This is a genomic window from Komagataeibacter oboediens (assembly GCF_003207815.1).
Lineage (GTDB): Bacteria > Pseudomonadota > Alphaproteobacteria > Acetobacterales > Acetobacteraceae > Komagataeibacter > Komagataeibacter oboediens.
Map to the genome: position 1 here is coordinate 71,324 of NZ_NKTX01000001.1, position 24,539 is coordinate 95,862.

20 protein-coding genes, 1 tRNA gene and 1 riboswitch are annotated in these 24,539 nt (G+C 63.8%); of the genes, 10 read left to right on the forward strand and 11 right to left on the reverse strand.

The genetic code is table 11. From position 1 onward, the window contains the following. Positions 1-98 precede the first annotated feature (98 nt). From eda to ssb, 7 genes are all read right to left on the reverse strand, one after another. The gene (gene eda, locus CFR80_RS00325; RefSeq protein ID WP_010513981.1) at positions 99-713 is read right to left on the reverse strand and encodes a bifunctional 4-hydroxy-2-oxoglutarate aldolase/2-dehydro-3-deoxy-phosphogluconate aldolase; all 615 of its coding nucleotides are present in this window, start codon (positions 711-713) and stop codon (positions 99-101) included. A gap of 45 nt (positions 714-758) precedes the next feature. Continuing rightward, positions 759-2,597: a phosphogluconate dehydratase gene (gene edd, locus CFR80_RS00330; RefSeq protein ID WP_010513980.1), complete on the reverse strand. Its 1,839-nt coding sequence runs from the start codon at positions 2,595-2,597 to the stop codon at positions 759-761. Between the two features lie 469 nt (positions 2,598-3,066). Beyond that, a tRNA-Lys gene (locus CFR80_RS00335) sits at positions 3,067-3,142 on the reverse strand. A gap of 225 nt (positions 3,143-3,367) precedes the next feature. After that, positions 3,368-3,859 carry a peptidylprolyl isomerase gene (locus tag CFR80_RS00340; protein ID WP_010513973.1) on the reverse strand — a complete coding sequence of 164 codons (492 nt, stop codon included), beginning with the start codon at positions 3,857-3,859 and terminating at the stop codon, positions 3,368-3,370. A gap of 66 nt (positions 3,860-3,925) precedes the next feature. Next, a complete protein-coding gene (coaD, locus tag CFR80_RS00345) occupies positions 3,926-4,438 on the reverse strand; it encodes a pantetheine-phosphate adenylyltransferase (RefSeq protein WP_029329394.1) in 513 nt (170 codons plus the stop codon). Next, a complete protein-coding gene (gyrA, locus tag CFR80_RS00350; protein ID WP_010513971.1) occupies positions 4,431-7,229 on the reverse strand; it encodes a DNA gyrase subunit A in 2,799 nt (932 codons plus the stop codon). Before gyrA ends, coaD begins: the two co-directional genes overlap by 8 nt. Before the next feature lie 160 nt (positions 7,230-7,389). Then, positions 7,390-7,947, reverse strand: a complete 558-nt coding sequence (gene ssb / locus CFR80_RS00355) for a single-stranded DNA-binding protein (RefSeq protein ID WP_010513969.1) — start codon at positions 7,945-7,947, stop codon at positions 7,390-7,392. 313 nt (positions 7,948-8,260) lie between these two features. Here ssb and uvrA point away from each other — a divergent pair, with 313 nt between their 5' ends. From uvrA to speE, 3 genes are all read left to right on the forward strand, one after another. Then, the gene (gene uvrA, locus CFR80_RS00360) at positions 8,261-11,299 is read left to right on the forward strand and encodes an excinuclease ABC subunit UvrA (protein WP_110507049.1); all 3,039 of its coding nucleotides are present in this window, start codon (positions 8,261-8,263) and stop codon (positions 11,297-11,299) included. Between the two features lie 159 nt (positions 11,300-11,458). Beyond that, positions 11,459-11,923, forward strand: a complete 465-nt coding sequence (speD, locus tag CFR80_RS00365; RefSeq protein WP_025437442.1) for an adenosylmethionine decarboxylase — start codon at positions 11,459-11,461, stop codon at positions 11,921-11,923. A gap of 134 nt (positions 11,924-12,057) precedes the next feature. Beyond that, positions 12,058-12,918, forward strand: a complete 861-nt coding sequence (gene speE, locus CFR80_RS00370; protein WP_010513967.1) for a polyamine aminopropyltransferase — start codon at positions 12,058-12,060, stop codon at positions 12,916-12,918. 122 nt (positions 12,919-13,040) lie between these two features. Here speE and CFR80_RS00375 read toward each other — a convergent pair whose 3' ends face one another. Beyond that, positions 13,041-13,352 (reverse strand): putative quinol monooxygenase, encoded by a 312-nt coding sequence (locus tag CFR80_RS00375; RefSeq protein WP_029329393.1) that lies wholly within the window; start codon positions 13,350-13,352, stop codon positions 13,041-13,043. Between the two features lie 124 nt (positions 13,353-13,476). Next, positions 13,477-13,564: riboswitch (glycine riboswitch) on the forward strand. Positions 13,565-13,677: 113 nt separating this feature from the next. On the opposite strand from CFR80_RS00375, the gene CFR80_RS19175 reads away from it, so the two are divergent. The 7 genes from CFR80_RS19175 to CFR80_RS00405 all read left to right on the forward strand — a co-directional run bounded on the left by CFR80_RS19175 (position 13,678) and on the right by CFR80_RS00405 (position 21,296). Then, positions 13,678-13,818: a hypothetical protein gene (locus tag CFR80_RS19175; RefSeq protein ID WP_181418147.1), complete on the forward strand. Its 141-nt coding sequence runs from the start codon at positions 13,678-13,680 to the stop codon at positions 13,816-13,818. Continuing rightward, positions 13,815-14,948 (forward strand): glycine cleavage system aminomethyltransferase GcvT, encoded by a 1,134-nt coding sequence (gene gcvT / locus CFR80_RS00380; RefSeq protein ID WP_010513964.1) that lies wholly within the window; start codon positions 13,815-13,817, stop codon positions 14,946-14,948. Before CFR80_RS19175 ends, gcvT begins: the two co-directional genes overlap by 4 nt. 47 nt (positions 14,949-14,995) lie before the next feature. Next, on the forward strand, positions 14,996-15,361 hold the full coding sequence (gcvH, locus tag CFR80_RS00385; protein ID WP_010513963.1) for a glycine cleavage system protein GcvH: 366 nt from the start codon (positions 14,996-14,998) through the stop codon (positions 15,359-15,361). Between the two features lie 30 nt (positions 15,362-15,391). Beyond that, complete coding sequence (gene gcvP / locus CFR80_RS00390; RefSeq protein WP_010513961.1) at positions 15,392-18,286, forward strand: aminomethyl-transferring glycine dehydrogenase; 2,895 nt, start codon at positions 15,392-15,394, stop codon at positions 18,284-18,286. A 252-nt stretch (positions 18,287-18,538) separates the two neighbouring features. Beyond that, entirely contained in the window at positions 18,539-19,549 is a 1,011-nt protein-coding gene (locus CFR80_RS00395) for an ABC transporter substrate-binding protein (RefSeq protein WP_083819078.1), read from the forward strand. Positions 19,550-19,551: 2 nt separating this feature from the next. Continuing rightward, positions 19,552-20,553, forward strand: a complete 1,002-nt coding sequence (locus tag CFR80_RS00400) for a FecCD family ABC transporter permease (RefSeq protein ID WP_373636449.1) — start codon at positions 19,552-19,554, stop codon at positions 20,551-20,553. After that, positions 20,550-21,296 (forward strand): ABC transporter ATP-binding protein, encoded by a 747-nt coding sequence (locus CFR80_RS00405; RefSeq protein WP_010513957.1) that lies wholly within the window; start codon positions 20,550-20,552, stop codon positions 21,294-21,296. The genes CFR80_RS00400 and CFR80_RS00405 overlap by 4 nt, the downstream gene beginning before the upstream one ends. Before the next feature lie 7 nt (positions 21,297-21,303). On the opposite strand, the gene CFR80_RS00410 is transcribed toward CFR80_RS00405, so the two are convergent. The 3 genes from CFR80_RS00410 to CFR80_RS00420 all read right to left on the reverse strand — a co-directional run bounded on the left by CFR80_RS00410 (position 21,304) and on the right by CFR80_RS00420 (position 24,455). Beyond that, positions 21,304-21,606: a hypothetical protein gene (locus CFR80_RS00410; protein WP_029329391.1), complete on the reverse strand. Its 303-nt coding sequence runs from the start codon at positions 21,604-21,606 to the stop codon at positions 21,304-21,306. Between the two features lie 155 nt (positions 21,607-21,761). Continuing rightward, positions 21,762-23,645 (reverse strand): hypothetical protein, encoded by a 1,884-nt coding sequence (locus CFR80_RS00415; RefSeq protein WP_010513954.1) that lies wholly within the window; start codon positions 23,643-23,645, stop codon positions 21,762-21,764. Between the two features lie 162 nt (positions 23,646-23,807). After that, entirely contained in the window at positions 23,808-24,455 is a 648-nt protein-coding gene (locus tag CFR80_RS00420; RefSeq protein WP_110507005.1) for a class I SAM-dependent methyltransferase, read from the reverse strand. Positions 24,456-24,539 lie beyond the last annotated feature (84 nt).

Consider the following 24,539-nt stretch of genomic DNA (forward strand, 5'->3'; position numbering starts at 1 on the left):
CGACATTTTCCGAAACTTTTTGCAAAAAGCTTCGCCAAAAACTTTCATCATCTGCCTGCATGTCCCGGCGGGGCTGGCCTGCCGGGTGTATGAAGGCGTCAGGCCGCGAGGGATGCAGCCTGCTTCGCGCGGGCCGTAATGGCCGCGACATCCGGCGTGCCTGCGGGCACCAGCCATGATCCACCCACGCACAGGACGGACGGCAGGCCCAGCCAGTCCGCGGCCGTATCGGCCTTGATGCCGCCGGTAGGGCAGAAACGCGCCTGACCAAACGGGGCGGACAGGGCCTTCAGCGCCGGGATGCCGCCTGCGGCGGTAGCCGGGAAAAACTTGAAATGCGTCAGCCCAAGGTCCAGCCCGCGCATGATGTCGCTGGCATTGGCCGTGCCGGGCAGCAGCGGGACTTCGCACGCATTCGCGGCATGGGCCACATTGGCGGTCAGGCCGGGGCTGACGATAAAGCGCGCGCCCGCGTCCACCGAACTTTTCAGGTCATCGCCGTTCAGTACGGTGCCAGCGCCGACCACGGCGCCTTCCACCTTGGACATTTCGGCAATGACCTCCAGCGCGCATTCGGTGCGCAGGGTGACTTCCAGCGCGCGCAGGCCACCGGCCACAAGGGCCTCGGCCACCGGGCGGGCATGGGCGGGGTCGTGAATGACCAGCACCGGTATAACCGGGGCAAGGGTCATGATGTCTTCAATGCGGGCCATGTCAGCCTTCCTTTTTCACAACGGTTCGCGGCGCGTGCGCCGGGGTCAGGCGTCTTCTTGTGCGGCCATGTGGTCCATGGAGGCAAGGATGGCCGATGCCCCCTGTTCGGGCATGTCCACATTCCCGCGCATGAGCGCGAACAATTCGCGCCCCGTGCCGAACTGCGGCGCGGGCGGACGGGAGGGGGTACGGTTCGCCAGCTCGGTGGCTGAAACCAGTGTCTCGACGCTGCCCGTCCGGGCGCATACACGCACGACATCCCCGTCACGCAGCAGCGACAGCGGCCCGCCGACATAGGCTTCGGGACCGATATGGATGGCGGCGGGCACCTTGCCGCTGGCACCCGACATGCGGCCATCGGTCACCAGGGCCACCTTGTGCCCCCGGTCCTGCAGCACCGCCAGCGTGGGCGTCAGCTTGTGCAGTTCGGGCATGCCATTGGCGGCGGGGCCCTGGAAGCGCACGACAACCACCACGTCCCGGTCCAGCCTGCCATCACGGAAGGCTTTCAGCACGTCTTCCTGATGGTCGAACACGGCGGCCGGGGCCTCGATCGTCCAACGTTCGGGGGCGACGGAACTGGTCTTGTAAATGCCGCGTCCCAGGTTGCCTTCCATCACCTTCATGCCGCCATCGGCACGGAAGGGGTTGGCCGGTGCGCGCAGGATGGTGTCGTCGGTGGACGGACCGGCGTCTTCCCATGTCAATGCGTCATCGTGCATGCAGGGCTTCTTGCGGTATTCGGCAAAGCCGCCACGGGCCACGGTCATGATATCGGGATGCAGCAGTCCCGCATCCAGCAGCGAACCGATCAGGCTGGGCATGCCACCCACGGCGTGGAAGGCGTTCACGTCCTCGGACCCGTTGGGATAGACACGGGTCAGCTGCGGCACGATGGAGGACAGCTGGTCCAGGTCGTTCCAGTCGATCACGATCCCCGCCGCCCGCGCCATGGCCGGCAGGTGGATGGCAAGGTTGGTGGAACCGCCCGTAGCCAGCAGGCCCACGGCGGCATTGACGATGGCGCGTTCATCCACGCACAGGCCCAGCGGACGGTAGTCGTCGCCACGCGCCCCGATCTCGTTCAGCCGGTGGATGGCGGCACGTGTCAGTTCCTGCCGCAGCTTTGTGTTGGGCGGCACGAAGGATGAGCCGGGCAGGTGCAGCCCCATCACTTCCATCAGCATCTGGTTGGTGTTGGCCGTGCCATAGAAGGTGCAGGTGCCCGCCGCATGGTAGGAATCGGATTCCGCATCCATCAGGCGGTCCTTGCCCACCTTGCCTTCGGCATAAAGCTGGCGGATGCGCTGCTTCTCGCTATTGGGCAGGCCTGAGGGCATCGGGCCGGACGGGATCAGGATGGCGGGCAGGTGGCCAAAGCGCAGGGCGCCGATCAGCAGGCCGGGCACGATCTTGTCACAGATGCCCAGCATCGCGACCCCTTCATACATGCCGTGGCTCAGCCCTACCGCCGTGGACATGGCGATCACGTCCCGGCTGAACAGGGAAATTTCCATGCCCGGCTGTCCCTGCGTCACGCCGTCGCACATGGCGGGCGTCGCCCCCGCCACCTGTGCCGTGCCGCCTGCTTCGCGCGCGAACAGCTTGATCTGGTCCGGGTAACGGCCATAGGGCTGATGGGCGGACAGCATGTCGTTGTAGGACGTGATGATCCCGATATTCATGCCGCGTGCCGAACGCAGGCCCGCCTTGTCATCCCCGGATGCCGCGATGGCATGGGCCAGATTGCCGCAGGCCAGACGGGGGCGGCTGATGCCGTTTTCACGCTCACGCGCGATCAGTTCCAGATACGCCTTGCGGGTGCGGGCCGAACGGGAAATGACCCGTTCGGTCACGGCGGTCAGGACGGGATGCAGGGTCATGGACTCTCACAGACATTGGTAAGCCTGCCCATACATGCGGGGCGGGCGCGTTCGCCATCCATTGCACCGGCAACGATAGCGGGTTTAAAAGCGGCCGGAATGTGCGAATATCCTGTAACCGCATGGCGAAGGGTCATTTATTTGAAAAAATAGGCCAAGAGCAAGACATAAAATTATAAAATTAATCACAAATAGATAACTTAATTATTAAATCGAACATTCATAAACCTGCTGCATGGGTTGCAGGTTCCCGTTATCCCTTATGGCAGGCTGGATTCAGGCTGCGATTTTCCCATGCATTTGCCGCCTGGGCAGGCCATAAATCATTCTATTTCAATATTTTGGGCTATAGATGTCCCCGGTTCGCATACCCACGCGCGAACGCACCCGCCCCGGTAACCGATGCCCGGACAGAAGACATGACCCCAAGGGGGAATGGCAGCATTGTATGAAAGGGGGAAGCAGGGAATGGTGAGCCGGGTGGGGTTCGAACCCACGACCATTCGATTAAAAGTCGAATGCTCTACCGACTGAGCTACCGGCTCACATCACCTGTATGAAGGGGCCAGCAACAGGGAAAAACCCGTGATGCGACGCCTTGGGCAGGTCTCTAAACATCCCCGGCGGGGGTGTCAACCTGTGCATGGCACGATCAGGCCAGCAAAACATGCTGTCGTGCCAGCCACCTGCCTTCGTAAAGGCAGGTGGCCGGATACAGGCCACTGACCGGGCAGGACGCCAAGGGGCGCCTGTCCGGTCATGGGTATCAATCAGGCTTCAGCGTCAGCAGGGCGCATCTTGATGATACGGTCGGGTTCCTGAACCATGCCGCTCTGGCCCGCGCCGCGCTTGATCTGGTCGATGTGGTCCATGCCTTCGATCACCTGGCCCACGATGGTGTACTGGCCATCAAGGTGCGGGGAGGGCTCGAACATGATGAAGAACTGGCTGTTCGCGCTGTCGGGGTTCATGGTGCGCGCCATGCCGACCGTGCCGCGTTCGAACTTGGCCTTATTGGTGAATTCGGCCTTCAGGTCCGGCAGCTTGCTGCCCGACGTACCGGTGCCCGTCGGGTCGCCGCCCTGCGCCATGAAGCCGTGGATCACGCGATGGAAGGGAGTATTGTCGTAAAACCCTTCCGCCGCCAGCGTGCGGATACGCTCGGCCGCAAGCGGGGCAATGTCGGGACGCAGGCGGATCACCACCCGCCCTGTCTTGAGATCCATGTTGATCAGGTCGGACTTGTTTTCTGTAGCAGACATTGTGATCCGTTTCGTAAAGTGAAGGGGGTGGAAGAACGGGACCGGTCCATGTGGTCCCGGTCTATCTCAGCCACGCAGGCGGCTCAGGATATGCCTGCGGGTAAAGGGGGGGACAAAACCGGAAATGTCCCCATCCAGCCGGGCGATTTCCTTGACCAGCCGGGAGGAGATGTACTGATGCCCCTCCCGCGCCATCAGGAACAGCGCGTCAATGTCCGGTGCCATATGCTGGTTCATACCAAACATCTGGTTCTCGTATTCAAAATCTGCAACCGCCCGCAGCCCGCGAATGATTGCATGCGCCCCATGCGTACGGGCCGCATGCACCACCAGCCCGGTAAAACCGACCACGGTAATGGGGATGGCGCGCCCGGCATTCAGCGGTTCGATGTCGGTGCGCAGGCACACAAGCCGTTCCTCCAGCGGGAGGAGGGGGTGCTTGTCACGGTTTTCCGCAACCCCGATCACCAGCCGGTCTACCAGCCCCGCCGCACGTTCGATGATATCCATGTGGCCACTGGTCACAGGATCGAACGTGCCGGGGTAGAACCCCGTGCGCAGGGTCGTGGCCTCAGTCATCATGGCCTGCGTCGCTGTCGTGCGTGGCGTCGGTTGCAGTGGCGTCGCCGCCCTCCACGTCTTCGCCTTCGTCCCCGTCATCCATGACAGGGAAGACGCTGGTGACTTCTTCCGTATCGTTCAGGCGGAACAGGGTCACGCCGCTGGCCTGCCGTGACATGATGCGTACCTGATTAATGGGCAGGCGGATCAGGCGCCCCGCATCGGTCACCAGCATGATGTCCGTGTCCGCCAGCACCGGCAGCGTCGCCACGACGGCGTTGCCGCGTTTGTTGGCGGAGAAGGTCATGTTGTTGATGCCCTGCCCGCCACGTCCGCTGACACGGTAGTCATAGGCCGAGGACCGGCGGCCATAGCCCGCGTTGCTGACGATCAGCAGCACTTCCTCCGCCGCTTCAAGCTCGGCAAAGCGTTCGGGGGTCAGTGGCAGGTCGTCGGTCGGGGTGTCGCCGTCATCGGCTGCCGTGATCTCCTCCGCTTCCTCGCCTTCCTGCGCGGCTTCGGCGCGGCGGCGGGCATTGGCCATGCGCAGGTAGGCGGCGCGTTCTTCCACCGTGGCCTCGACATGGTTGAGTACGCACAGGCTGTTCACGCTGTCGCCTTCGGCCAGCCTGATGCCCCGCACGCCCGAACTGCCGCGACCGGCAAACACGCGCAGCGTGTCATCGGTGATCTGGAAGCGGATGCAGCGCGCGTTGCGCGTGCCCAGGAACACGTCCTGTCCCTCGCGGCAGGTGGCGACGCCGATCAGGCGGTCATCTTCATCCAGCTTCATGGCGATCAGGCCTGACGAGCGGATGTTGCGGAAATCGCTCAGCCGGTTACGCCGCACGCTGCCCGATGCCGTGGCGAAGACAAGGTGCAGGTTTTCCCACAGTTCCTCATCCTGCGGCAGGGGCAGGACGGCGGTGATCGTGTCGCTGCCAAGGTCAGGCAGCAGGTTGACCAGCGCACGGCCCTTGGCGGTGGGGCTGGCTTCGGGCAGGCGCCATACCTTTTCGCGATACGCCTTGCCGCCGGAGGAGAAGAACAGCACCCACTGGTGCGTATGCGCGTTGAACGAGCGCACGATGATGTCGTCACCCCGCCGCCCCGCCGCCGTCCGGCCACGGCCGCCACGGTTCTGCGCGCGGAATACATCCAGCGGCGTGCGCTTGATGAAGCCTTCGCGCGTGATGGTGACCACCATCTGTCCCGGTTCGATCAGGCTTTCATCGGTCTGGTCGCCAGCGTAATCGGCAATGTCGGTGGCGCGCGGGGTGGCCAGTTCGGCGCGGATGGTGGCCAGTTCATTGCGCATGACCTCCATGCGGCGCGGGCGGCTGGCGATGATGTCCAGCAGGTCGTTGATCCTGACCGCCACTTCGGACAGTTCCTGCTGGATCTTGTCGCGTTCCAGCCCCGTCAGGCGCTGCAGGCGCAGTTCAAGGATGCCGCGCGCCTGCGCTTCCGTCAGGTGGACCTTGCCATCGATGATGACATTGCCCTCGTCATGGATCAGTTCCAGCAGCGGGGCGACATCGGCCGCGTCCCACGCGCGCGCCATGAGTGCCGCGCGTGCGGCCGCCGTGTCGGGGGCGGCGCGGATCAGCGCGATCACCGCATCGATATTGGCGACGGCAATCACAAGGCCGACCAGCAGGTGGCCCCGGTCACGCGCCTTGTTCAGGTCAAAGCGCGCGCGGCGCAGGATCACGTCCTCGCGGAAGCGGATGAAGGCTTCCAGCACGTCCTTCAGCCCCATCAGGCGCGGCTGGCCGCCATCAAGGGCCAGCATGTTCACGCCGAACGAGGTCTGGAGCTGCGTGAAGCGGTAGAGCTGGTTCAGCACCACCTCCGGCGTGGCCTCGCGCTTGATCTCGATGACGATGCGCATGCCCGAGCGGTCGCTTTCGTCACGGATGTCGGAAATGCCCTCGACCTGCTTGGTGCGTACCAGGTCGGCAATGCGTTCCTGCAGCGTGGCCTTGTTCACCTGATAGGGGATTTCGGTCACGATGATGGCGCGGCGGTCCTTGCGGATTTCCTCGATCTCGGCCTTGGCACGGATGATGACCGACCCGCGCCCCGTCTCGAACGCGCTGCGGATGCCCGCCCGGCCCAGGATGGTGCCCCCGGTGGGGAAGTCCGGCCCCGGCACGTAGTCCAGCAGGTCGTCCAGCGTCATGTCCGGACGTTCGATCAGCGCCAGGGTGGCATCAATGATCTCGCCGGGGTTGTGCGGCGGGATGTTGGTCGCCATGCCCACCGCGATGCCGGATGCGCCATTGACCAGCAGGTTGGGGAAGGCGGCGGGCAGGATCTGGGGCTCCTGCTCGCTTTCGTCATAGTTGGGCTGGAAATCGACGGTATCGCGGTCGATGTCATCCAGCAGGAAGGACGCGGCCTTGGCCAGGCGCGCTTCGGTATATCGCATGGCGGCGGGCGAATCCCCGTCCACCGACCCGAAATTGCCCTGCCCGTCGATCAGCTTCACCCGCATCGACCATGACTGCGCCATGCGCACCATGGCGTCATAGATGGAGGAGTCGCCATGCGGGTGGTATTTACCCATCACGTCACCGACCGCGCGGGCCGATTTGCGATAGGGCTTGTCGTGGGTGAACCCGCTTTCGCGCATGGAATACAGGATGCGGCGATGCACCGGCTTCAGCCCGTCGCGCACGTCCGGCAGGGCGCGGCTGACAATGACGGACATCGCGTATGCCAGGTAGGAGGAGCGCATTTCCTCCTCGATCGTGACCGGCAGCATGTCGGACGGGGGCAGGGGATCGTCGGGTATCTCGGTCAAGGCAGTTCCGTCATGTCAGGGTTATCCACCCCCGTGGCCGTTTGGGCACGCGGGTGGAACGGAAGGCAGGCATGGCGCAGGTCGCGGCCATCATGTCCCTGCGTGATGTATAGCATGGACCACCCCCGCAGCGAAGCGCCACGCGGGGGGCGGGACAGCGCTAGAACGGGATTTCGTCGTCCAGGTCGCTGCCGCCGGCGGGCGCATCCCAGCCGCCGCCATTACCGCCGCCGCCCGTGGCGGGGCGTTCGGTGCGCTGGGGCTGGCTTCGGGCGGGTGCACTGTAGCTGCCGCCACCGCTGCCGCCACCATAGCCACCGCCATAACCGCCACCCATGTCGTCGCCACCACCGGCGTCACCGCCACGGTTGCTGTCCAGCAGGACAAGGTCGCCACGGAAGCGGTCCACCACCACTTCGGTCGTGTACCGGTCCTGGCCGCTCTGGTCGGTCCATTTGCGGGTCTGCAGCGAACCTTCCAGATAGACCTTGCGGCCCTTGCGCAGGAAACGTTCGGCCACGTCACCAATGCGTTCGTTGAAGATGACGACACGGTGCCATTCCGTGCGTTCGCGCCGTTCGCCCGACGCGCGGTCATTCCATGTATCGCTTGTGGCCAATGTCAGCGAGACGATCTTCGCCCCGCTCTGGCTGGTGCGGACTTCGGGGTCCTTGCCCAGATTGCCCACCAGAATGACCTTGTTGACGCTGCCCGCCATATGCTGTCCTGCTGCAGTTCGAGTATGGGACCGGCGGGGCTGAACCGCCACCGGCTGCCGCCACACATCGCCGGACGGCGACAGTGGCGGAATAGATGCGGCGATCTTACCGGATGGCCGCACAAAATGCGAGTGTGCGGACGATGTCGCCATCAACCCCGGGGCAGGTCGCCAGATGGGGCGGGTGCGCCGCGTTGTCCGGGTCGCCATGGTGCGGCCCTTGTCGGAATGGACCGTCAGGACCAGATATGGGGTGGCCCGAAATGGCGGCCGGTATCCGCTTTCCCTTACGGGAACGGAACAGGGAGAGTTCATGAGCGTTTCTTCGCGTCCGGAACAGGTTCCGGCGGCACAGCATGTCAGCCCGCAATCCATCCGTGTGCGCGGGGCACGGGCGCATAACCTGAAAAATGTCGATATCGACATACCGCGTGATGCGTTGACGGTCATGACCGGCCTGTCGGGATCGGGCAAGTCGTCACTGGCGTTCGACACCGTCTATGCCGAAGGGCAGCGGCGGTATGTGGAAAGCCTGTCGGCCTACGCGCGGCAGTTCCTGGAACTGATGGGCAAGCCCGATGTCGATTCGATCGAGGGGCTGTCGCCCGCGATTTCCATCGAGCAGAAGACGACATCGAAGAATCCCCGCTCCACCGTCGGTACCGTTACCGAGGTGCATGACTACATGCGCCTGCTGTGGGCGCGCGCGGGCGTGCCGTATTCCCCCGCCACCGGCCTGCCGATCGAGGCGCAGACGATCAGCCAGATGGTCGATCGCGTCATGGCAATGCCCGAGGGCACGCGCCTCATGCTGCTTGCCCCGGTACTGCGCGACCGCAAGGGGGAATGCAAAAAGGAACTGGCCGAACTCCAGCGCAAGGGCTTCACCCGCGTGAAGGTGGACGGCACGCTGTATACTATTGACGAGGTGCCCGAACTCAACCGCCGTCTGCGCCATACGGTCGAGGCAGTGGTGGACCGCATCGTGGTCAAGGAAGGCATCGAAAGCCGCCTTGCCGACAGTTTCGAGACAGCGCTCGGCCTGTCCGACGGGCTGGTCTATGCGGAAGAGGTGGTGAAAAACCTGCCTGAGGGGGAAGAGGCCCCGCGCACGGTGTTTTCCTCGCGCTTTGCCTGCCCGGTCAGCGGTTTTACGCTGGAGGAGGTCGAACCCCGCCTGTTTTCCTTCAACGCGCCGCAGGGCGCGTGCCCGGCCTGTGATGGTATCGGGCAGGAGACATTTTTCGATCCCCGTCTGATCGTGCCCGACGAATCGCTCTCGCTGGCGGGCGGGGCCATCGCCCCGTGGCGTAACAGCCAGAGCCCCTATTACACCCAGACGCTGGCCTCCATCGCGAAGCATTATGGCGTATCGATGGATACGCCGTGGGAGGATCTGCCCGAAGGCGTGCGCGATGTGATCCTGGAGGGGGGGAAGGACCCGATCGAGTTTACCTACCGCGACGACCGCCGCGCCTACAGCCTGACCAAACCGTTCGAGGGCGTGGTCAGGAACCTGCGCCGCCGCATGGCGGAAACCGACAGCGTATGGGTGCGTGAGGAACTGTCGCGCTACCAGTCCGAAAAGCCCTGCCATGTCTGCGATGGCGCGCGCCTGCGGCCCGAAGCCCTGTCGGTGAAGGTTGCGGGGCTGAACATTGCGCAGGCCTCTGACATGCCCATCCGCCGGGCGCTGGACTGGTTCGGCACGGTGGAGGCGACGCTGACGCCGCAGCGCGCCGAGATCGCACACCGCATATTGCGTGAAATCCTTGACCGCCTGCGTTTTCTTGATGACGTGGGGCTGGATTACCTGACGCTGTCACGCGGGTCGGCCACGCTGTCGGGCGGCGAAAGCCAGCGCATCCGGCTGGCCAGCCAGATCGGGTCGGGGCTGACAGGCGTGCTGTATGTACTCGACGAACCCTCCATTGGGTTGCACCAGCGCGACAATGAACGTCTGCTGGGTACGCTGGACCGGCTGAAGAAGCTGGGCAACACCCTGATCGTGGTCGAGCATGACGAGGACGCGATCCGCGCCGCCGACTGGCTGATCGACATGGGGCCGGGTGCCGGCGTGAATGGCGGCACGGTCGTGGCTGCGGGTACGCCGCAGGAAGTGGCCGAAAATCCCAACAGCCTGACGGGCGCCTACCTGTCGGGGCGCAAATGCATTCCCGTGCCGGAAAAGCGCCGGAAGATCGACCCGAAGCGCGAACTGGTGCTGCGTGGGGCGACGGGCAACAACCTGAAGGACGTGACGGCCCGGTTCCCGCTGGGCACGTTCACCTGCGTGACCGGGGTGTCGGGCGGCGGCAAGTCCACGCTGGTGATCGACACGCTGTACAAGGCCCTGTCGCGCAGGCTTATGGGATCAGGCCAGAACCCGGCCCCCTATGCGGCGATCGACGGGCTGGACCAGCTCGACAAGATCATCGACATCGACCAGTCGCCCATTGGCCGTACGCCGCGTTCCAACCCTGCGACCTATACCGACCTGTTCGGCCCCATCCGCGACTGGTTTGCCGAACTGCCCGAAAGCAAGGCGCGGGGGTACAAGCCCGGACGCTTTTCCTTCAACGTCAAGGGCGGGCGATGCGAAGCGTGCCAGGGCGACGGTGTGCTGAAGATCGAGATGCACTTCCTGCCCGATGTGTTCGTGACCTGCGACACCTGCAAGGGGGCCCGCTACAACCGCGAGACGCTGGATGTGAAGTTCCGGGGCAAGTCGATTGCCGACGTGCTGGCCATGTCGGTGGATGAGGCGCTGCCCTATTTCTCCGCCGTGCCGCGTATCCGCGACCGGCTGGCCATACTGCAGAAGGTGGGGCTGGGCTATGTCGCCCTCGGCCAGCAGGCCACCACCCTGTCGGGGGGCGAGGCGCAGCGCGTGAAGCTGTCCAAGGAACTGGCGCGCCGGGCCACGGGTCGTACGCTCTATATCCTCGATGAACCGACCACCGGGCTGCATACCGAAGACGTGCGCAAGCTGCTGGAGGTGCTGCACGCGCTGGTGGACCAGGGCAACACCGTCGTGGTGATCGAGCATAACCTGGAGGTCATCAAGACCGCCGACTGGGTGATCGACATGGGACCGGAGGGTGGTGACGGTGGTGGCCGGATCGTGGCCTGCGGCACGCCTGAACAGGTGGCCGCCAGTCCCGACAGCCATACGGGCCGATTCCTGCGTCCACTGCTGGAACACAGGCCGCTGGTGCCGGTTCCCGAACCGGTGGAAAAGCCTGCGGGCAAGGGCAGGGCACGCGGCAAAAAAGCCACAGTGGCCAAAGGGCCGGACAGTTCCAGAAATGGTGGGAAACTGGCGAAAGCGAAGCGGAAACCCGCAAAATAGACGCGACTTTGCGCGGATGGGGCCGGTGGGTATGCAAAAAACTTTTCGCAGGCTGCGAAAAACACTTGCAACACGAGGCCCGCAGGCCCTATCAGCGCCTCTCTTGGCCCAAGGGGGCAATCTTGCCCAACAGGCTGTCTACTGGTTTGGGGGTACGTGATGAACGCACTTGCTCAACTGGGGATGGTCTCGGAACACCCGAGCGATAACCAGATCTCTTCAGCGCCGTTTTCGTCCGAGGACGACCGGAAAGATTACTTCGTCGAAAAAGACGGGATGAAGTTTGCGGGAACGCATCTTCTTGTCGATCTTTGGGACGCCCGGAATCTTGATGATCCCGAGCAGATCGACCGTACCCTGTGCGAAGCCGCGGTGACGGCCGGGGCGACGATCCTGCACAGCCACTTCCACCACTTCACGCCCAATGGCGGCGTGTCGGGCGTGGTCGTGCTGGCGGAAAGCCATATCTCGATCCATACATGGCCCGAGCGGAACTTTGCCGCCGTGGATATTTTCATGTGTGGGGCGTGTGATCCGCATCTTGCGATCCCCGTCATGCAGCGCCTGTTCCAGGCCGGTCGTATCGAGGTGGATGAACAGCGTCGCGGGCGCGTGCAGCTTTAACCGGCTGTGGCCGGGGCGTGCGGGTTCATGCCCCGGGGCATCTTTCACGAAAAAGAACAGAAGTGCCGGGCCGGATTGATTTCCGGCCCGCGCTTTTTCATGTGCATTGATTAGGACGGAAAAGGGGGATCGCAATGTCCCGTGAGTGGATCAGCGAAGGTCTGTACGAAGGCTGGCGGCAGGAACTGCGTGTGGACCGGATGCTGGCGCGCAGGAAAAGCGCGTTTCAGGATATCGCCGTGTTCGAGAACGTCGATCTCGGTCGCGTGCTGATGCTTGATGGCGTGGTCCAGATCACGGAACGCGATGAGTTCGTCTATCAGGAAATGCTGACCCATGTACCCCTGCTGGAACATGGCGATGCGAAGCGCGTGCTGATCATTGGCGCGGGCGACGGCGGCGTGCTGCGGCGCGTGCTGGAACATAGCACCGTGGAAAAGGCCGTGATGGTCGAAATCGACGGGGACGTGATCGCGCTGTCGAAGGAATTCCTGCCCTCCATTGCGGGGGATGCCTGGAACGACCCGCGTGCCGACGTGATCGTGGGCGACGGGATCGAATACGTGACCAACGCGGCGGATGGGTCGTTTGATGTCATCATCGTAGACAGCACCGATCCGATTGGCGTGGGCGAAGTGCTGTTTACCGATTCGTTCTACAGACACTGCGCGCGTATCCTGACGGCGAACGGCATTATCGTGAACCAGTGCGGCGTGCCGTTCATGCAGGCGGACGAACTGCGTGACACCAGCGCGCGGCGTGCGCAGTTCTTTGACCATGTTTCGGCCTATGTCGCCGCCGTTCCGACCTATGTTGGCGGGTTCATGACGCTGGGTGTCGCCGCCAAGGGGCGCGTGCCGGGCCAGCAGCCGGTCGATGTGATCCGCGCGCGCGCGCACAAAGCGGGCATTACGGGCACGCGGTACTGGACGCCGGAAATGCACGTCGCATCCTTTACCCTGCCGCCCTACATCGCGCAGAACCTGCCGCGCTGAGCATAAGGGCCTTCCTGCCGCATCACCGACATATGCGGGGTGTGCCGTGGCAGGCTTCTGACGTTGTGTAAAAAAAGGCCGGGGAACATGATGTTCCCCGGCCTTTCTGCTATCTGCCGTAATCAGGCCGCGGGGGCCACGCGCACGGTCTTGCGCAGGCTGATCAACTGGGCACCCAGTTCCTTTACCCCCGCATCGAACACCTTGAAGTGAGGCGTGGCGAGATGGGTCTCGAAAGCGGCCTCGTTATCGTACACTTCAACCAGGATGATCGTCTGGGCATCGTCCAGCGGGCTGACGGCCTCGAAGCGCTGGCAACCGTCTTCATCCGCTACCGAACGTTCGCTGTCATAGGCGCACAGTTCCAGAAAACGCGCGCGGTTTTCAGCAGGAACGCGGAATTCGGCCACGATGGTAAGGGGGCGTGAGGGCATGGGAATCAATCCTTGTCTAAGCTGCCGTTCCACAACGGAATGGGTGCCGGACGTGCTTCCGGGCATCCTGAAGCCAGCATGGTTTTCATGGATTGACTTGGCGCATCCGGTCATGTCAAGTCAGCTTGTCGACACGGGAGAGACTGGCTTCACGCCAGCGCCGAAGGAGCAACCGCCCCGGAAACTCTCAGGCCAAAGGACCGGTCGGCCAAGACTTCTGGAAAGAGGTATCCGCAACCCGGATACCCGCCGACGGGATAGCGATCTCAGGCACATGCGACAGAAGGGGCACTTGGAATCCGACAGGATTCAACAGGAGTCCCGCATGTCCACGCCTTCCGCTGTCTTCACGCCCCTGTTTCCCATTTTCCGTTCCGCTGGCGCGTATCGTGCCCTGTCGCCCGCATGCCATGCATGTGGGGTTGCGTGCGTGCATGCGGACCTGAACAAGGCCCAGCCCGCATGAACCCGCCCCTGCTGCGTACGCCGCTGTACGACCTTCATCTTGAACTTGGTGCCCGGATGGTGCCGTTCGCGGGCTATGACATGCCGGTGCAGTATTCCGCCGGTGTCATGGCAGAACACCTGCATACCCGCGCAAAGGCGGGCCTGTTCGATGTCTCGCACATGGGGCAGGTGCGTCTTTGCGCCAGATCCGGCCTGCTTGCGGACGCCGCCCGTGCGCTGGAAGCGCTGGTGCCCGCCGATATTGTCAGCCTGAAACCCGGCCGGCAGCGTTATGCCCTGTTTACCACGGCGGATGGCGGCATAAGCGATGATCTGATGGTGGCCAACATGGGTGACTGGCTGCTGCTGGTGGTCAATGCCGCGTGCAAGGATGCTGATTTCGCGCATGTGCGTGATGCGCTGGGTGCGACCTGTGATGTGGACATGCTGGCCGATCGTGCCCTGATCGCGGTGCAGGGCCCCGCAGCGGAAGCAGCCCTTGCGGGCCTGAACCCCCGGGCCGCCGGCATGCGCTTCATGGATGTGGCGGAACTGGAACTGGCGGGTGTGGCCTGCATCGTTTCACGGTCCGGCTATACCGGTGAGGACGGATTTGAGATCGGCATGGCGGCCGGTGGCGCCGTCACCGTGGCCCGCGCCCTGCTGGCCCACCCCGATGTCGCGCCCGCGGGACTTGGCGCGCGCGACAGCCTGCGGCTGGAAGCCGGATTATGCCTGTATGGGTCTGATATCGACCTGACCACGACCCCGGTCGAGGCAGCACTTGAATGGTCCATCCAGAAAAGCCGCAGGCCCGGCGGTGCGCGCGCGGGCGGCTATCCCGGGGCTGCGATCGTGGCGGATCAGCTGGCCGATGGTACGACGCGTCGCCGCGTGGGCCTGCGCGCGCATGGCCGTGCGCCGGTGCGTGGCGGGGCTGACCTGTTTGCGGATGAAGCGGGCACGCAACCGGCAGGCCGCGTGACGTCGGGCGCGTTTGGTCCCAGCGTTGGTGGTCCCGTCGCCATGGGGTACGTGGCGGCAGATCATGCAACGACCGGCACGCCCCTGTTCGCCAGCGTGCGTGGCCGGCTGCTGCCGGTGACGGTAACGGCGATGCCCTTCGTGGCGCCGACCTTCAGACGCTAGGTTTTCCCCTGTTTTTCAAACGTATTTCAAAGTGATGGAGCACGGATATGACCGTTTATTACACCAAGGAACATGAATGGCTGCGTGTCGAGGGCAATGTCGCTGTTGTCGGCATTACGGCCCACGCGGCGAACGAACTGGGCGAACTGGTCTTTGCCGAAGCCCGCGACCCCGGCACCACGGTGGAGCAGGGTGACAGCGTGGCCGTGGTGGAATCGGTCAAGGCGGCGTCCGACATCTATGCGCCGGTAACGGGGGATGTGCTGGCGTTCAACGACGTGCTGACGGATGACGCCGCCCTGGTCAATCGCGACCCCGAAGGCGAAGGCTGGATCGTGCGCATGACCATTGCGGATGCAGGCCAGCTTGAGGGCCTGATGGACAAGGCCACCTATACCGCGCTGGTTGGCTGATTTTCCTGAACGTCCCTTTCTTTACGGAGTATGCAGGCCGTGACGTCTTCCCCCCCTCGTTCTTCTTCCCTGTGGCATGATCCGGATGATGATGCCGGTGCGTTCTGCTCCCGTCATGTCGGGCCGGACGCGCATGACGTGGCGGACATGCTGCGTGTGGTGGGGGCGGACAGTCTCGATACACTCATGGCGCAGACGGTGCCGGGCAATATCCGCCTGTCGGGTGCCATGGGTCTTGGCGCTGGCCTGCCCGAACATGTCGCACTGGCCCGCCTGCGTGCCATTGTTTCGGAAAACCGGGTTCTGACATCGCTGATCGGGCAGGGATATTACAATACCATCCTGCCAGGCGTGATCCAGCGCAACGTGCTGGAAAACCCGGCCTGGTACACCGCCTATACCCCGTACCAGCCTGAAATCAGCCAGGGACGGCTGGAAGCGCTGCTGAACTTCCAGACGCTGGTGATCGAACTGACCGGGCTGGACGTGGCCAATGCCTCGCTGCTGGATGAGGCGACTGCGGCAGCCGAAGCCATGGCCATGGCCCGCCGCGTGGCCAGAACCAGAGCGAACGCCTTCTTTGTCGATGCCGACTGCCACCCGCAGACCATCGCCGTCGTGCGCACCCGTGCCGAACCCATGGGCTGGCAGATCGTGGTGGGCGACCCTGCCACCGACCTGGACCCGCAGGCCGTGTTTGGTGCGCTGTTCCAGTATCCGGGATCATCAGGGGAAATCCGTGACCCGCGTGCATGGATCGAAAGCCTGCACGCGACAGGCGCCATCGCCACCATGGCGGCGGACCCCATGGCGCTCATGCTGCTGGAAAGCCCCGGCGCGCTGGGGGCGGATATAGCGGTCGGGTCCATGCAGCGCTACGGCATGCCCATGGGGGCAGGTGGCCCGCATGCGGCCTATATGGCGACGCGCGATGCCTTCCGCCGCAACATTCCGGGGCGGATCGTAGGCGTGTCCATCGATTCGCGCGGCAATCCCGCCTACCGTCTGGCGCTGCAGACGCGTGAGCAGCATATCCGTCGTGAAAAGGCGACATCCAACATCTGCACAGCCCAGGCGCTGCCTGCCATCGTATCCTCCATGTATGCGCTGTATCATGGTCCGGAGGGGCTGACGGCCATCGCCACGCGCATCCATCGGCTGGCGTCCGTCATGGCTGCGGGGCTGCGCGCGCTGGGTGCGACAGTGGAAACGACGGCGTTCTTTGATACCGTCACGCTTCAGACCGGCACGGAGACGGATGCCATCATGGCGCGTGCGCTGGACGTGGGCATGAACCTGCGCCGCGTGGATGCGACGCATGTGGGCATAAGCCTGGATGAAACCACCACGCCGGACACGGTGCGCGCGGTCTGGGCCAGCGTCTGTGGCGATGCGGCAGCGGCGGCACGGGGCGAGGCCGACCTGTCTGATGTGGCAGGCACCGTCCCCACGGGCCTTGTCCGTACGGGGCGGCCGCTGAACCGGCCCATTTTCTCGGCCTGCCGGTCGGAAACGGACATGCTGCGCTACCTGCGCCGCCTGGCCGACCGTGATCTGGCGCTGGACCGTTCCATGATTCCGCTGGGGTCATGCACGATGAAGCTGAACGCCACGGCGGAAATGCTGCCGATCACATGGCCGGAATTCTGCGATATCCATCCCTTCGCGCCCGCGGACCAGATGCGCGGTTATGCCCGCCTGTTTGCCGATCTTGAACGGATGCTGTGCCAGATCAGCGGCTACAGCGCCGTCTCGCTCCAGCCCAATTCCGGTGCGCAGGGGGAATTTGCAGGGCTTATGGCCATTCGCGGCTACCACCATGCACGCGGTGACGTGGGGCGCGACGTCTGCCTGATCCCGGCATCGGCGCATGGCACCAACCCGGCATCGGCCCAGATGGCGGGCATGCGCGTGGTGGTGGTGGCGTGTGACCCGCAGGGGAATGTCGATATCGGGGATCTGAAGGTCAAGATTGCGCAGCATGCCGACCATCTGGCCGCGATCATGATTACCTATCCCTCCACCCATGGTGTGTTTGAAGACAACGTGCGTGAGATCTGCGCCCTTGTGCATGCGGCGGGCGGGCAGGTCTATGTCGATGGCGCGAACCTGAACGCGCAGGTGGGACTGGCGCAGCCGGGCGTGTATGGCGGCGATGTCAGCCATTTCAACCTGCACAAGACATTCTGCATTCCCCATGGCGGCGGTGGCCCCGGCATGGGGCCGATCGGGGTGGGGGCGCATCTTGCCCCCTACCTGCCGGGTACGCCGCAAAAGGGGGAGGCCAACGCCATTTCGGCCGCACCCTTCGGGTCCGCCGATGTGCTGCCCATTTCATGGATGTACATGGTCATGATGGGGGATGCGGGGCTGAAGCGCGCGACCGAGGTCGCGATCCTGAACTCCAATTACATCGCGGCCCGCCTGTCGGATCATTACCCGGTGCTGTACCGTGGGGCGGACGGGCGGGTGGCGCATGAATGCATCATCGACCTGCGTCCGCTGAAGGACAGGGTCGGCGTTACGGTGGATGACATTGCCAAACGCCTGATCGACCATGGGTTTCATGCGCCCACGGTCAGCTTCCCTGTTGCGGGCACGTTCATGATCGAACCGACCGAATCCGAAAGCCGGGCCGAACTGGACCGTTTCTGCGATGCGATGATTGCCATCCGCGCGGAAATCATGGCGGTTGAAAAGGGGGAACTGGGCATGGACGACAGCCCCCTGCGTCACGCCCCGCATACCGTGCGTGACGTGACCGGCCCGGACTGGGACCATGTCTATGATCGCGCGCAGGCCTGCCTGCCCGGCGCGGTGGTGGCCGCCAGCAAATACTGGTCCCCCGTCAACCGGCTGGATAATGCCTACGGCGACCGCAACCTTGTCTGTTCATGCCCCGATATCGGCACCTATGCTGACTAGGAATTTTAAAAAATAACCGGGCACCGCCTTTTTTCGACAAAGGCGGTGTTCCCCTGACACTTTTTGCAGAAAACCTGTTGCATTTTCAGGGCATGTCCGGGGGCGGGCTGGTGGAACCGGTCCCTTTTGGGCTGATTGTGTCCCGGTGGTTCGTGTATATATCTGTTTCGATATAATACATTGGGCCATGAGTAAGGGGACAGCACGGTGAATTGGGGCAGACGCAGGCTGAACATCGGGGCACTGGCGGGCATGGTTGTGGCGGGTGCGTCCGTCCTGTCGCCCGCCATGGCGCGGGAGGTGACGGACATGGCCGGCGTGACCCAGTCCGTGCCCGACCACCCGGCGCGGATTGCCGACCTGTGGTTCGCCCATAATGAACTGGTGCTGATGCTGGGCGGGGCAAGGCAGATCGTCATGACCGTGGATCGCCCGCAGGCGCGGCCATGGATGTATAAAGTCTTTCCTTCCCTGTATCAGGCCCGTGTGGTCAACGGTCCGCAGGTCAATGCCGAAACCCTGCTGCAGGACCATGTCGACCTTGTCTTCGTGCCCGATGCTACGGCCGCCATTGCGTCATTCCGGGGGGTGGGGGTGCCAACCCTTGTCGCCTCTTTCCGGGATGTCGATGGACTGCTGCGGGTGGTGGACATGACGGCAGGCGCACTGGGCACGGAACAGGCCCATGCGACCGCCACCCATTACCGCACCATGATGCGGCAGACCGTCAATGACGTGCATGACCGGCTGTCCGGCCTGACGGATGCGCAGCGCCCGCGCGTGCTGCATATCCAGTCGCTGCATCCCCTGAAGGTGGACGGGGCGGACAGCATTGTCGATGAATGGATCACCCTTGCCGGTGGCCGCAACGCGGTACAGGGCGTAAGCGGGAACATGAAGCCGGTTTCGGTTGAGCAGGTGGCGGCGTGGGATCCTGATGTCATCATCCTCGGCCCGGATTGCGGCACGCTGGACCCGGCAGCCAATGGCGGAATATGGCAACGCCTGCGCGCGGTGCGCGAGGGCAGGGTGCATAACAATCCGTCGGGTGTTTTCACGTGGGACCGCTACGGCAGCGAACTGCCGCTGCAGATCAGCTGGGCTGCGAAAACCCTGCATCCCGACCGGTTTGGCGATGTGGACCTGCTGACGCTGACACGCGATTTCTACCGCACCTATTTCCACTATGACCTGAATGCGGATGATGCCGGACGCATCCTTGCGGGCCAGCCACCACAGCCGGTGGCGGACAGGGTGCAGTGACCCTGCGCGGTAGCGTGGTCGGATGCCTGTGTGCTGCCGGTCTCTTAGTGCTGTCGGTGCTGTCGGCCTGTCTCGGGCGGTTTGCGCTGCAGCCGGGGCAGGTGCTGCATGCCCTGCTGACGGTGGGGCACGCCCCGGCAGGTGGCGACATGGTGCATACCGTCCTGTTCGGCGCGCGCCTGCCGCGGATCGGGGGGGCGATCTGCGTGGGGGCGGCGCTGTCGGTGGCGGGGGCTGCGTATCAGGCGGTGTTCCGTAACCCGCTGGTGTCCCCTGGTCTGCTGGGCGTGCTGGCGGGTGCGGGCACGGGTGCTGCGCTGGGCATTGTATGGGGTATGGGGCATGCGGGTGTGGCGGCCCTGTCCTTTCTGGGGGGGCTGGCGGCGGTGGCATTCGGTGTGGGCGTGGCGCAGATGTTCGATGCCGCATCCATGCTGATGCTGATATTCGGCGGGCTGATCAGTTCGGCGCTGTTTACGGCGTTCCTGTCGCTGCTGAAATACGTGGCGGACCCGCAGAACCAGTTGCCCGATATCGTCTTCTGGCTGCTGGGCAGCCTGACGCAGGTGACGCCGCAGGCACTGGGCGTGCTGGTGGGGCCGGTTGTGGTGGGGATCGTGCTGCTGTCGGCCTGCGGGCGGATGCTCGATGGCCTTGCCATGGGGGATGAGGAAGCGCGCACGCTGGGCATTCCGGTCATGGCGCTGCGATACGGGGTAATTGGCGGGGCTACGGTGCTGGCGGCCATGACGGTCGCGGTGGCGGGCATGATCGGCTGGATCGGGCTGGTGGTCCCCCATGTCGCGCGCCTGCTGGTCGGGCCATGCAACATGCGGGTGCTGCCGGTCAGTGCGTGCGTGGGGGGGATGTTCCTGCTGGCATGTGATGACCTGGCGCGCACCCTGTCGGCGGAGGAAATTCCCGTGGGCCTGATTGCCGACCTGCTGGGGGTGGTGGTGTTTGTCGCCGTCCTGCCGCTGCTGCGGCGCGGATGGCGGGCATGAACGGGTCGCAGCCAGTCCTGCGGCTGGACCACGTGGGCTTCCACCGGGGGCGGCGTGCGGTGCTGCATGATGTCTCGCTGGGTGTCCGCACGGGTGAGATGACCGCCCTGCTGGGGCCCAATGGCGCGGGCAAGACCACGTTGCTGCGCCTGCTGCTGGGCCTTGCGCGCCCGGATTCAGGGCAGGTCTGGCTGGATGGGCAGCCCATGGCGCACTGGTCCCGGCGCGAGGTCGCGCGGCGCATTGCCTACGTGCCGCAGGGCCATGCGCCGCTGTTTCCCTACAGCGTGCGCGATATTGTGGGCATGGGACGACTGGCGGAGGCGCCGTTCGCCCCCCGTCTGCGCGAAAGGGACCGTGATGCGGTGGCGCATGCGCTGGCGGAACTGTCCATTACACACCTGGCCGCGCGCCCCTATACCGAACTGTCGGGGGGGGAACGCCAGGCGGTGCTGCTGGCGCGCGCGCTGGCGCAGGGCGGGCATATCCTGATTCTGGATGAACCGGAAACAGGGCTGGATTACGGACAGAAACAGCGGCTGTACGCCCTGCTGCGCCGGCTGGCACAACGGGGACACGCCATTGTCGCCACCACCCATGACCCGGTTCAGGCGGCCCGGATATTCGACCGCGCCATCCTGCTGCGTCATGGACGCGTCATGGAAGACGGGCCCGCAGCCGCCCTGCTGGTCCCGGTCATGCTGGACCGGCTGTATGCCCCACAGGGGGGATCTGAGGAATAGGGGTGGTCTAGCGGTTGTAGGGGTTTGTATCGACGCGTACGGCCTTGCCGGTGCGGTCATAATACAGGATGGCGTTGCCGCGTTTTTCGGCATAGCCATCGGGTTCCCCCGTGGGCGTCCAGAACAGCAGCCGGTTCACGTCCGGCTGTTCCTTTATCTTGTCGCCCGGCGGGATGAAGCGGTACTGGCTGTAGTCCATGTGCAGCCGGGGCAGGGGGGGGCGCTTGGACAGCTGGTGCATGGAGAAATGGCGTTGCGAGGCCTCGCCGGGGTCTTCATTGCCCGCATTGGCATGCCCGCCGTCAGCCATCGCCACACCCGGCACGACAGGGGCGCATAGTATGCCCAGCAGAACCACGTGCCGTAACCTGATTGACATAAGCGCTGGCCTTTCCCTCATTCCCGATCCCGGTCACCATCCTCCTTTTCCATGCCGGACGCAATATCCGCCACCGGATGGCGGGATTACTGGAATGGCAGGTAACGGAAATCGAAGAAGATTTCGCTCAGGCTGGTCGTGGGCGCGCCACCCATACCGCCCCATGTATGCACGCGCGAATAGGCCAACTGCGTGCCCGCCTGCACCGTGCCGTACTGGCCGTGAATGAAGCGGTACCATGCGCCGATGGTGAATTCCTCCACCGAACGGATGTTGGCGGTGCAGTTATTCAGCGTTGCGCTGACCGCATCTGATGTTTCCGTCTCGCATCCGGTATTGTTGGCCATGGGGTTGCCATAGCCATAAGTCTGCCCATTCGAATCAAAATAGCTGCGCCCCGAACGCTGCATGCCGAAATAGCCATAGACATCGATCACCTTGTTCGGGTGCGCGATCACGCCCGCAGTTGTCTGCGCGCTGGACAGCAGGGCGGGCGCGCCATTGGCCCGCAACGTGGCATCAGGCAGCAGGACCGAGCCGTAGCGGCCGATGCCCCGGCCCGCCAGTCCCGCCAGCCGCACTTCCAGCCGGTGCGGAATGATCGGCAGGATCATCGACCCGCCCGCGCCCCATGCAATGGCGGTATGGTTTTCGCCCACGCCGTTGATGACGGACCGATCGTGCGGGAAGTGCAGCAGCCCCTCGATTTCGTAATGGCCCCATGTCGGGTCCCATGCCACCTTGCCGATGATATCCGGGGCGATTTCGTTGGAATAGTTGGTGGTGTTGCTGCTCAGCCCCACGCCGTTCGAACCAACCTTGGCATAGTTGCTGCCGTTGCCAGGCAGGGCGTATTCCCCATTGTCGCCTGCAGTGGAAAACCCGGTGGTGTCATAGATCGTCGCGGGATTTTCAATCGAGAAACCCGTCCAGACACGGTGGTGCATGAAATCCTTGACCACGCGCAGCTGCCACTGCCGCGACCATGTCTGCCCCGCGAGGATGGAGGATTCGATCGTTTCCGGCAGGCTTTCCTGTCGTGGCACGATGCCCACGCGGTCGGGTGTCAGCATGGTCCATGCCTGACCGATCAGGAAATGCATGTCGGCGCGTGAATCATCCAGCGTCAGGTACGCCTGCCGCAGCCGGGGCACGTAGGAATTGCTTTCATACGGGTTGGTGGTTTCGGCACTGGCACCAAAATCCGTTTCCACGAACCCCGCCACCGTCAGGTGCGGGTTCAGCTGCCCCCGCGCCATGAGCGAGAAGCGCGAATACCGCGCATCGCCATTGAAGTTGGTGGTGTGGAAATTTGAACTGTTACGGAAGGGAATGGCGTTCCAGTAGTTGAAGATGCCCGACGAAACCTGCCGGTTTTCCACCAGTGCCGCTGCATCGAAGAAACCGCCGAGGATGATGGAGACGGGGCCAAGGTGGAACACCTTGCTGCCCAGCGCACCCGCAGACTGCGCGCCCACCGTTTCGCGGTTGTGGGGGCCGACATTGTTGTTGGCCATGTGGGAAATCAGGTCTTCCTCACGGTGTGCCACCACGGATTCATAGGTCGGCTGATCGCCCAGTTCTGAAACCGGATCGGAATGGCCGCCGATGCGCGGACGCGCCATGTGTTCGCCCTCCGCCATCTGGGAAGATGCGGGGGTGTGTCCTTCCACCGGGGTCCAGCCGCCATGCACATGCCCGCCCGAACCCGTGACCGCCAGCGGGTGGCCGCCATGGGTCGCGGTGCCGCCCATCTGGGCGCGGTGCTGGATGATCTGCTGGCGCATGGCCTGCAGGCTTTTCTGCAGCGCCATCTGCTGCTGCTGCAGCTGCTCCATCTGGCGTTCCATGATATCCAGCGATTCCGGATCTTCATCCGCCCATGCGGGCAGGGGGGCCAGAACGGAACACACCATCAGCGCCCGCGCGAAACGCACTGGCCGGGTTATGGAAAAGGACGGAATCCGCATGTATGGTCAGGAGGCCCCAAACTAGGTTTTGAACAATAATATGTCAAAACATGTCTAAAAGAAGGGGTAAATGATAATTTCTTTTAATATGTGACAGTGCGGCAACCCGTGCCGTGCATCCCGTCATAATACGCCGAAGCGGGCGGTAGTATTTGCCCAATGTTACAAAATGTCAGGACGGCGCGCCGTCATGGCATGCACGGCGTCATGCCAGAACAGGTCTTCAGGCGCCGGGGTAACATTGCCATTGTCCACCGGGCCGAAACCGGCGCTCTGCAGCAGCACCGACAGCATGCGGCGGCGGTCCCCCTCATCATCCAGCGCCTGCCACAGCGCCGTGGCCTTCTGGGGAATGAAGCGGTCCCCGAATGTGATGACGATCAGGCCGCCGGGCTGCAGCACCCGGGCGATTTCACGAAAGATGGCGACGGGCTGGCGCAGGTAGGGCACCACGTCGCATAGCAGGGCGGCGTCCATGCTTTCATCGGCCAGCGGGATGTCGGGGGTTTCGTTCATGTCCTCCACCACGCGGTCGGTCAGCCGCGGGTTGCTGTCCAGTGCCTGTGCATTGACCCCGATGCCGATCACGCTGTCGAATTCCATGTCGGGCGGCAGGTGGCTGTCGGGTCCGGCCATGACATCAAGGATATTGCCATCTTCGGGCAGCAGCGTACGGTACAGCGCGGTAATGGCCGTAAGCGCGCCCTGGTCCAGCATGGGCCCTGCAGGCCTGCGGGAATAGAAGAGCGTATCGGATTCAGCCGAGGCCGCCGTGAAGGAATGCGGGTGAAACCCGTGCAGGTCGTTCATGAATGTGCCAGACAGTACGGAAGTAACAACGCCATATGCGGTGGGCGTATTATCATGCGCGCCCCCGTAGGGAACAGGAGAAAA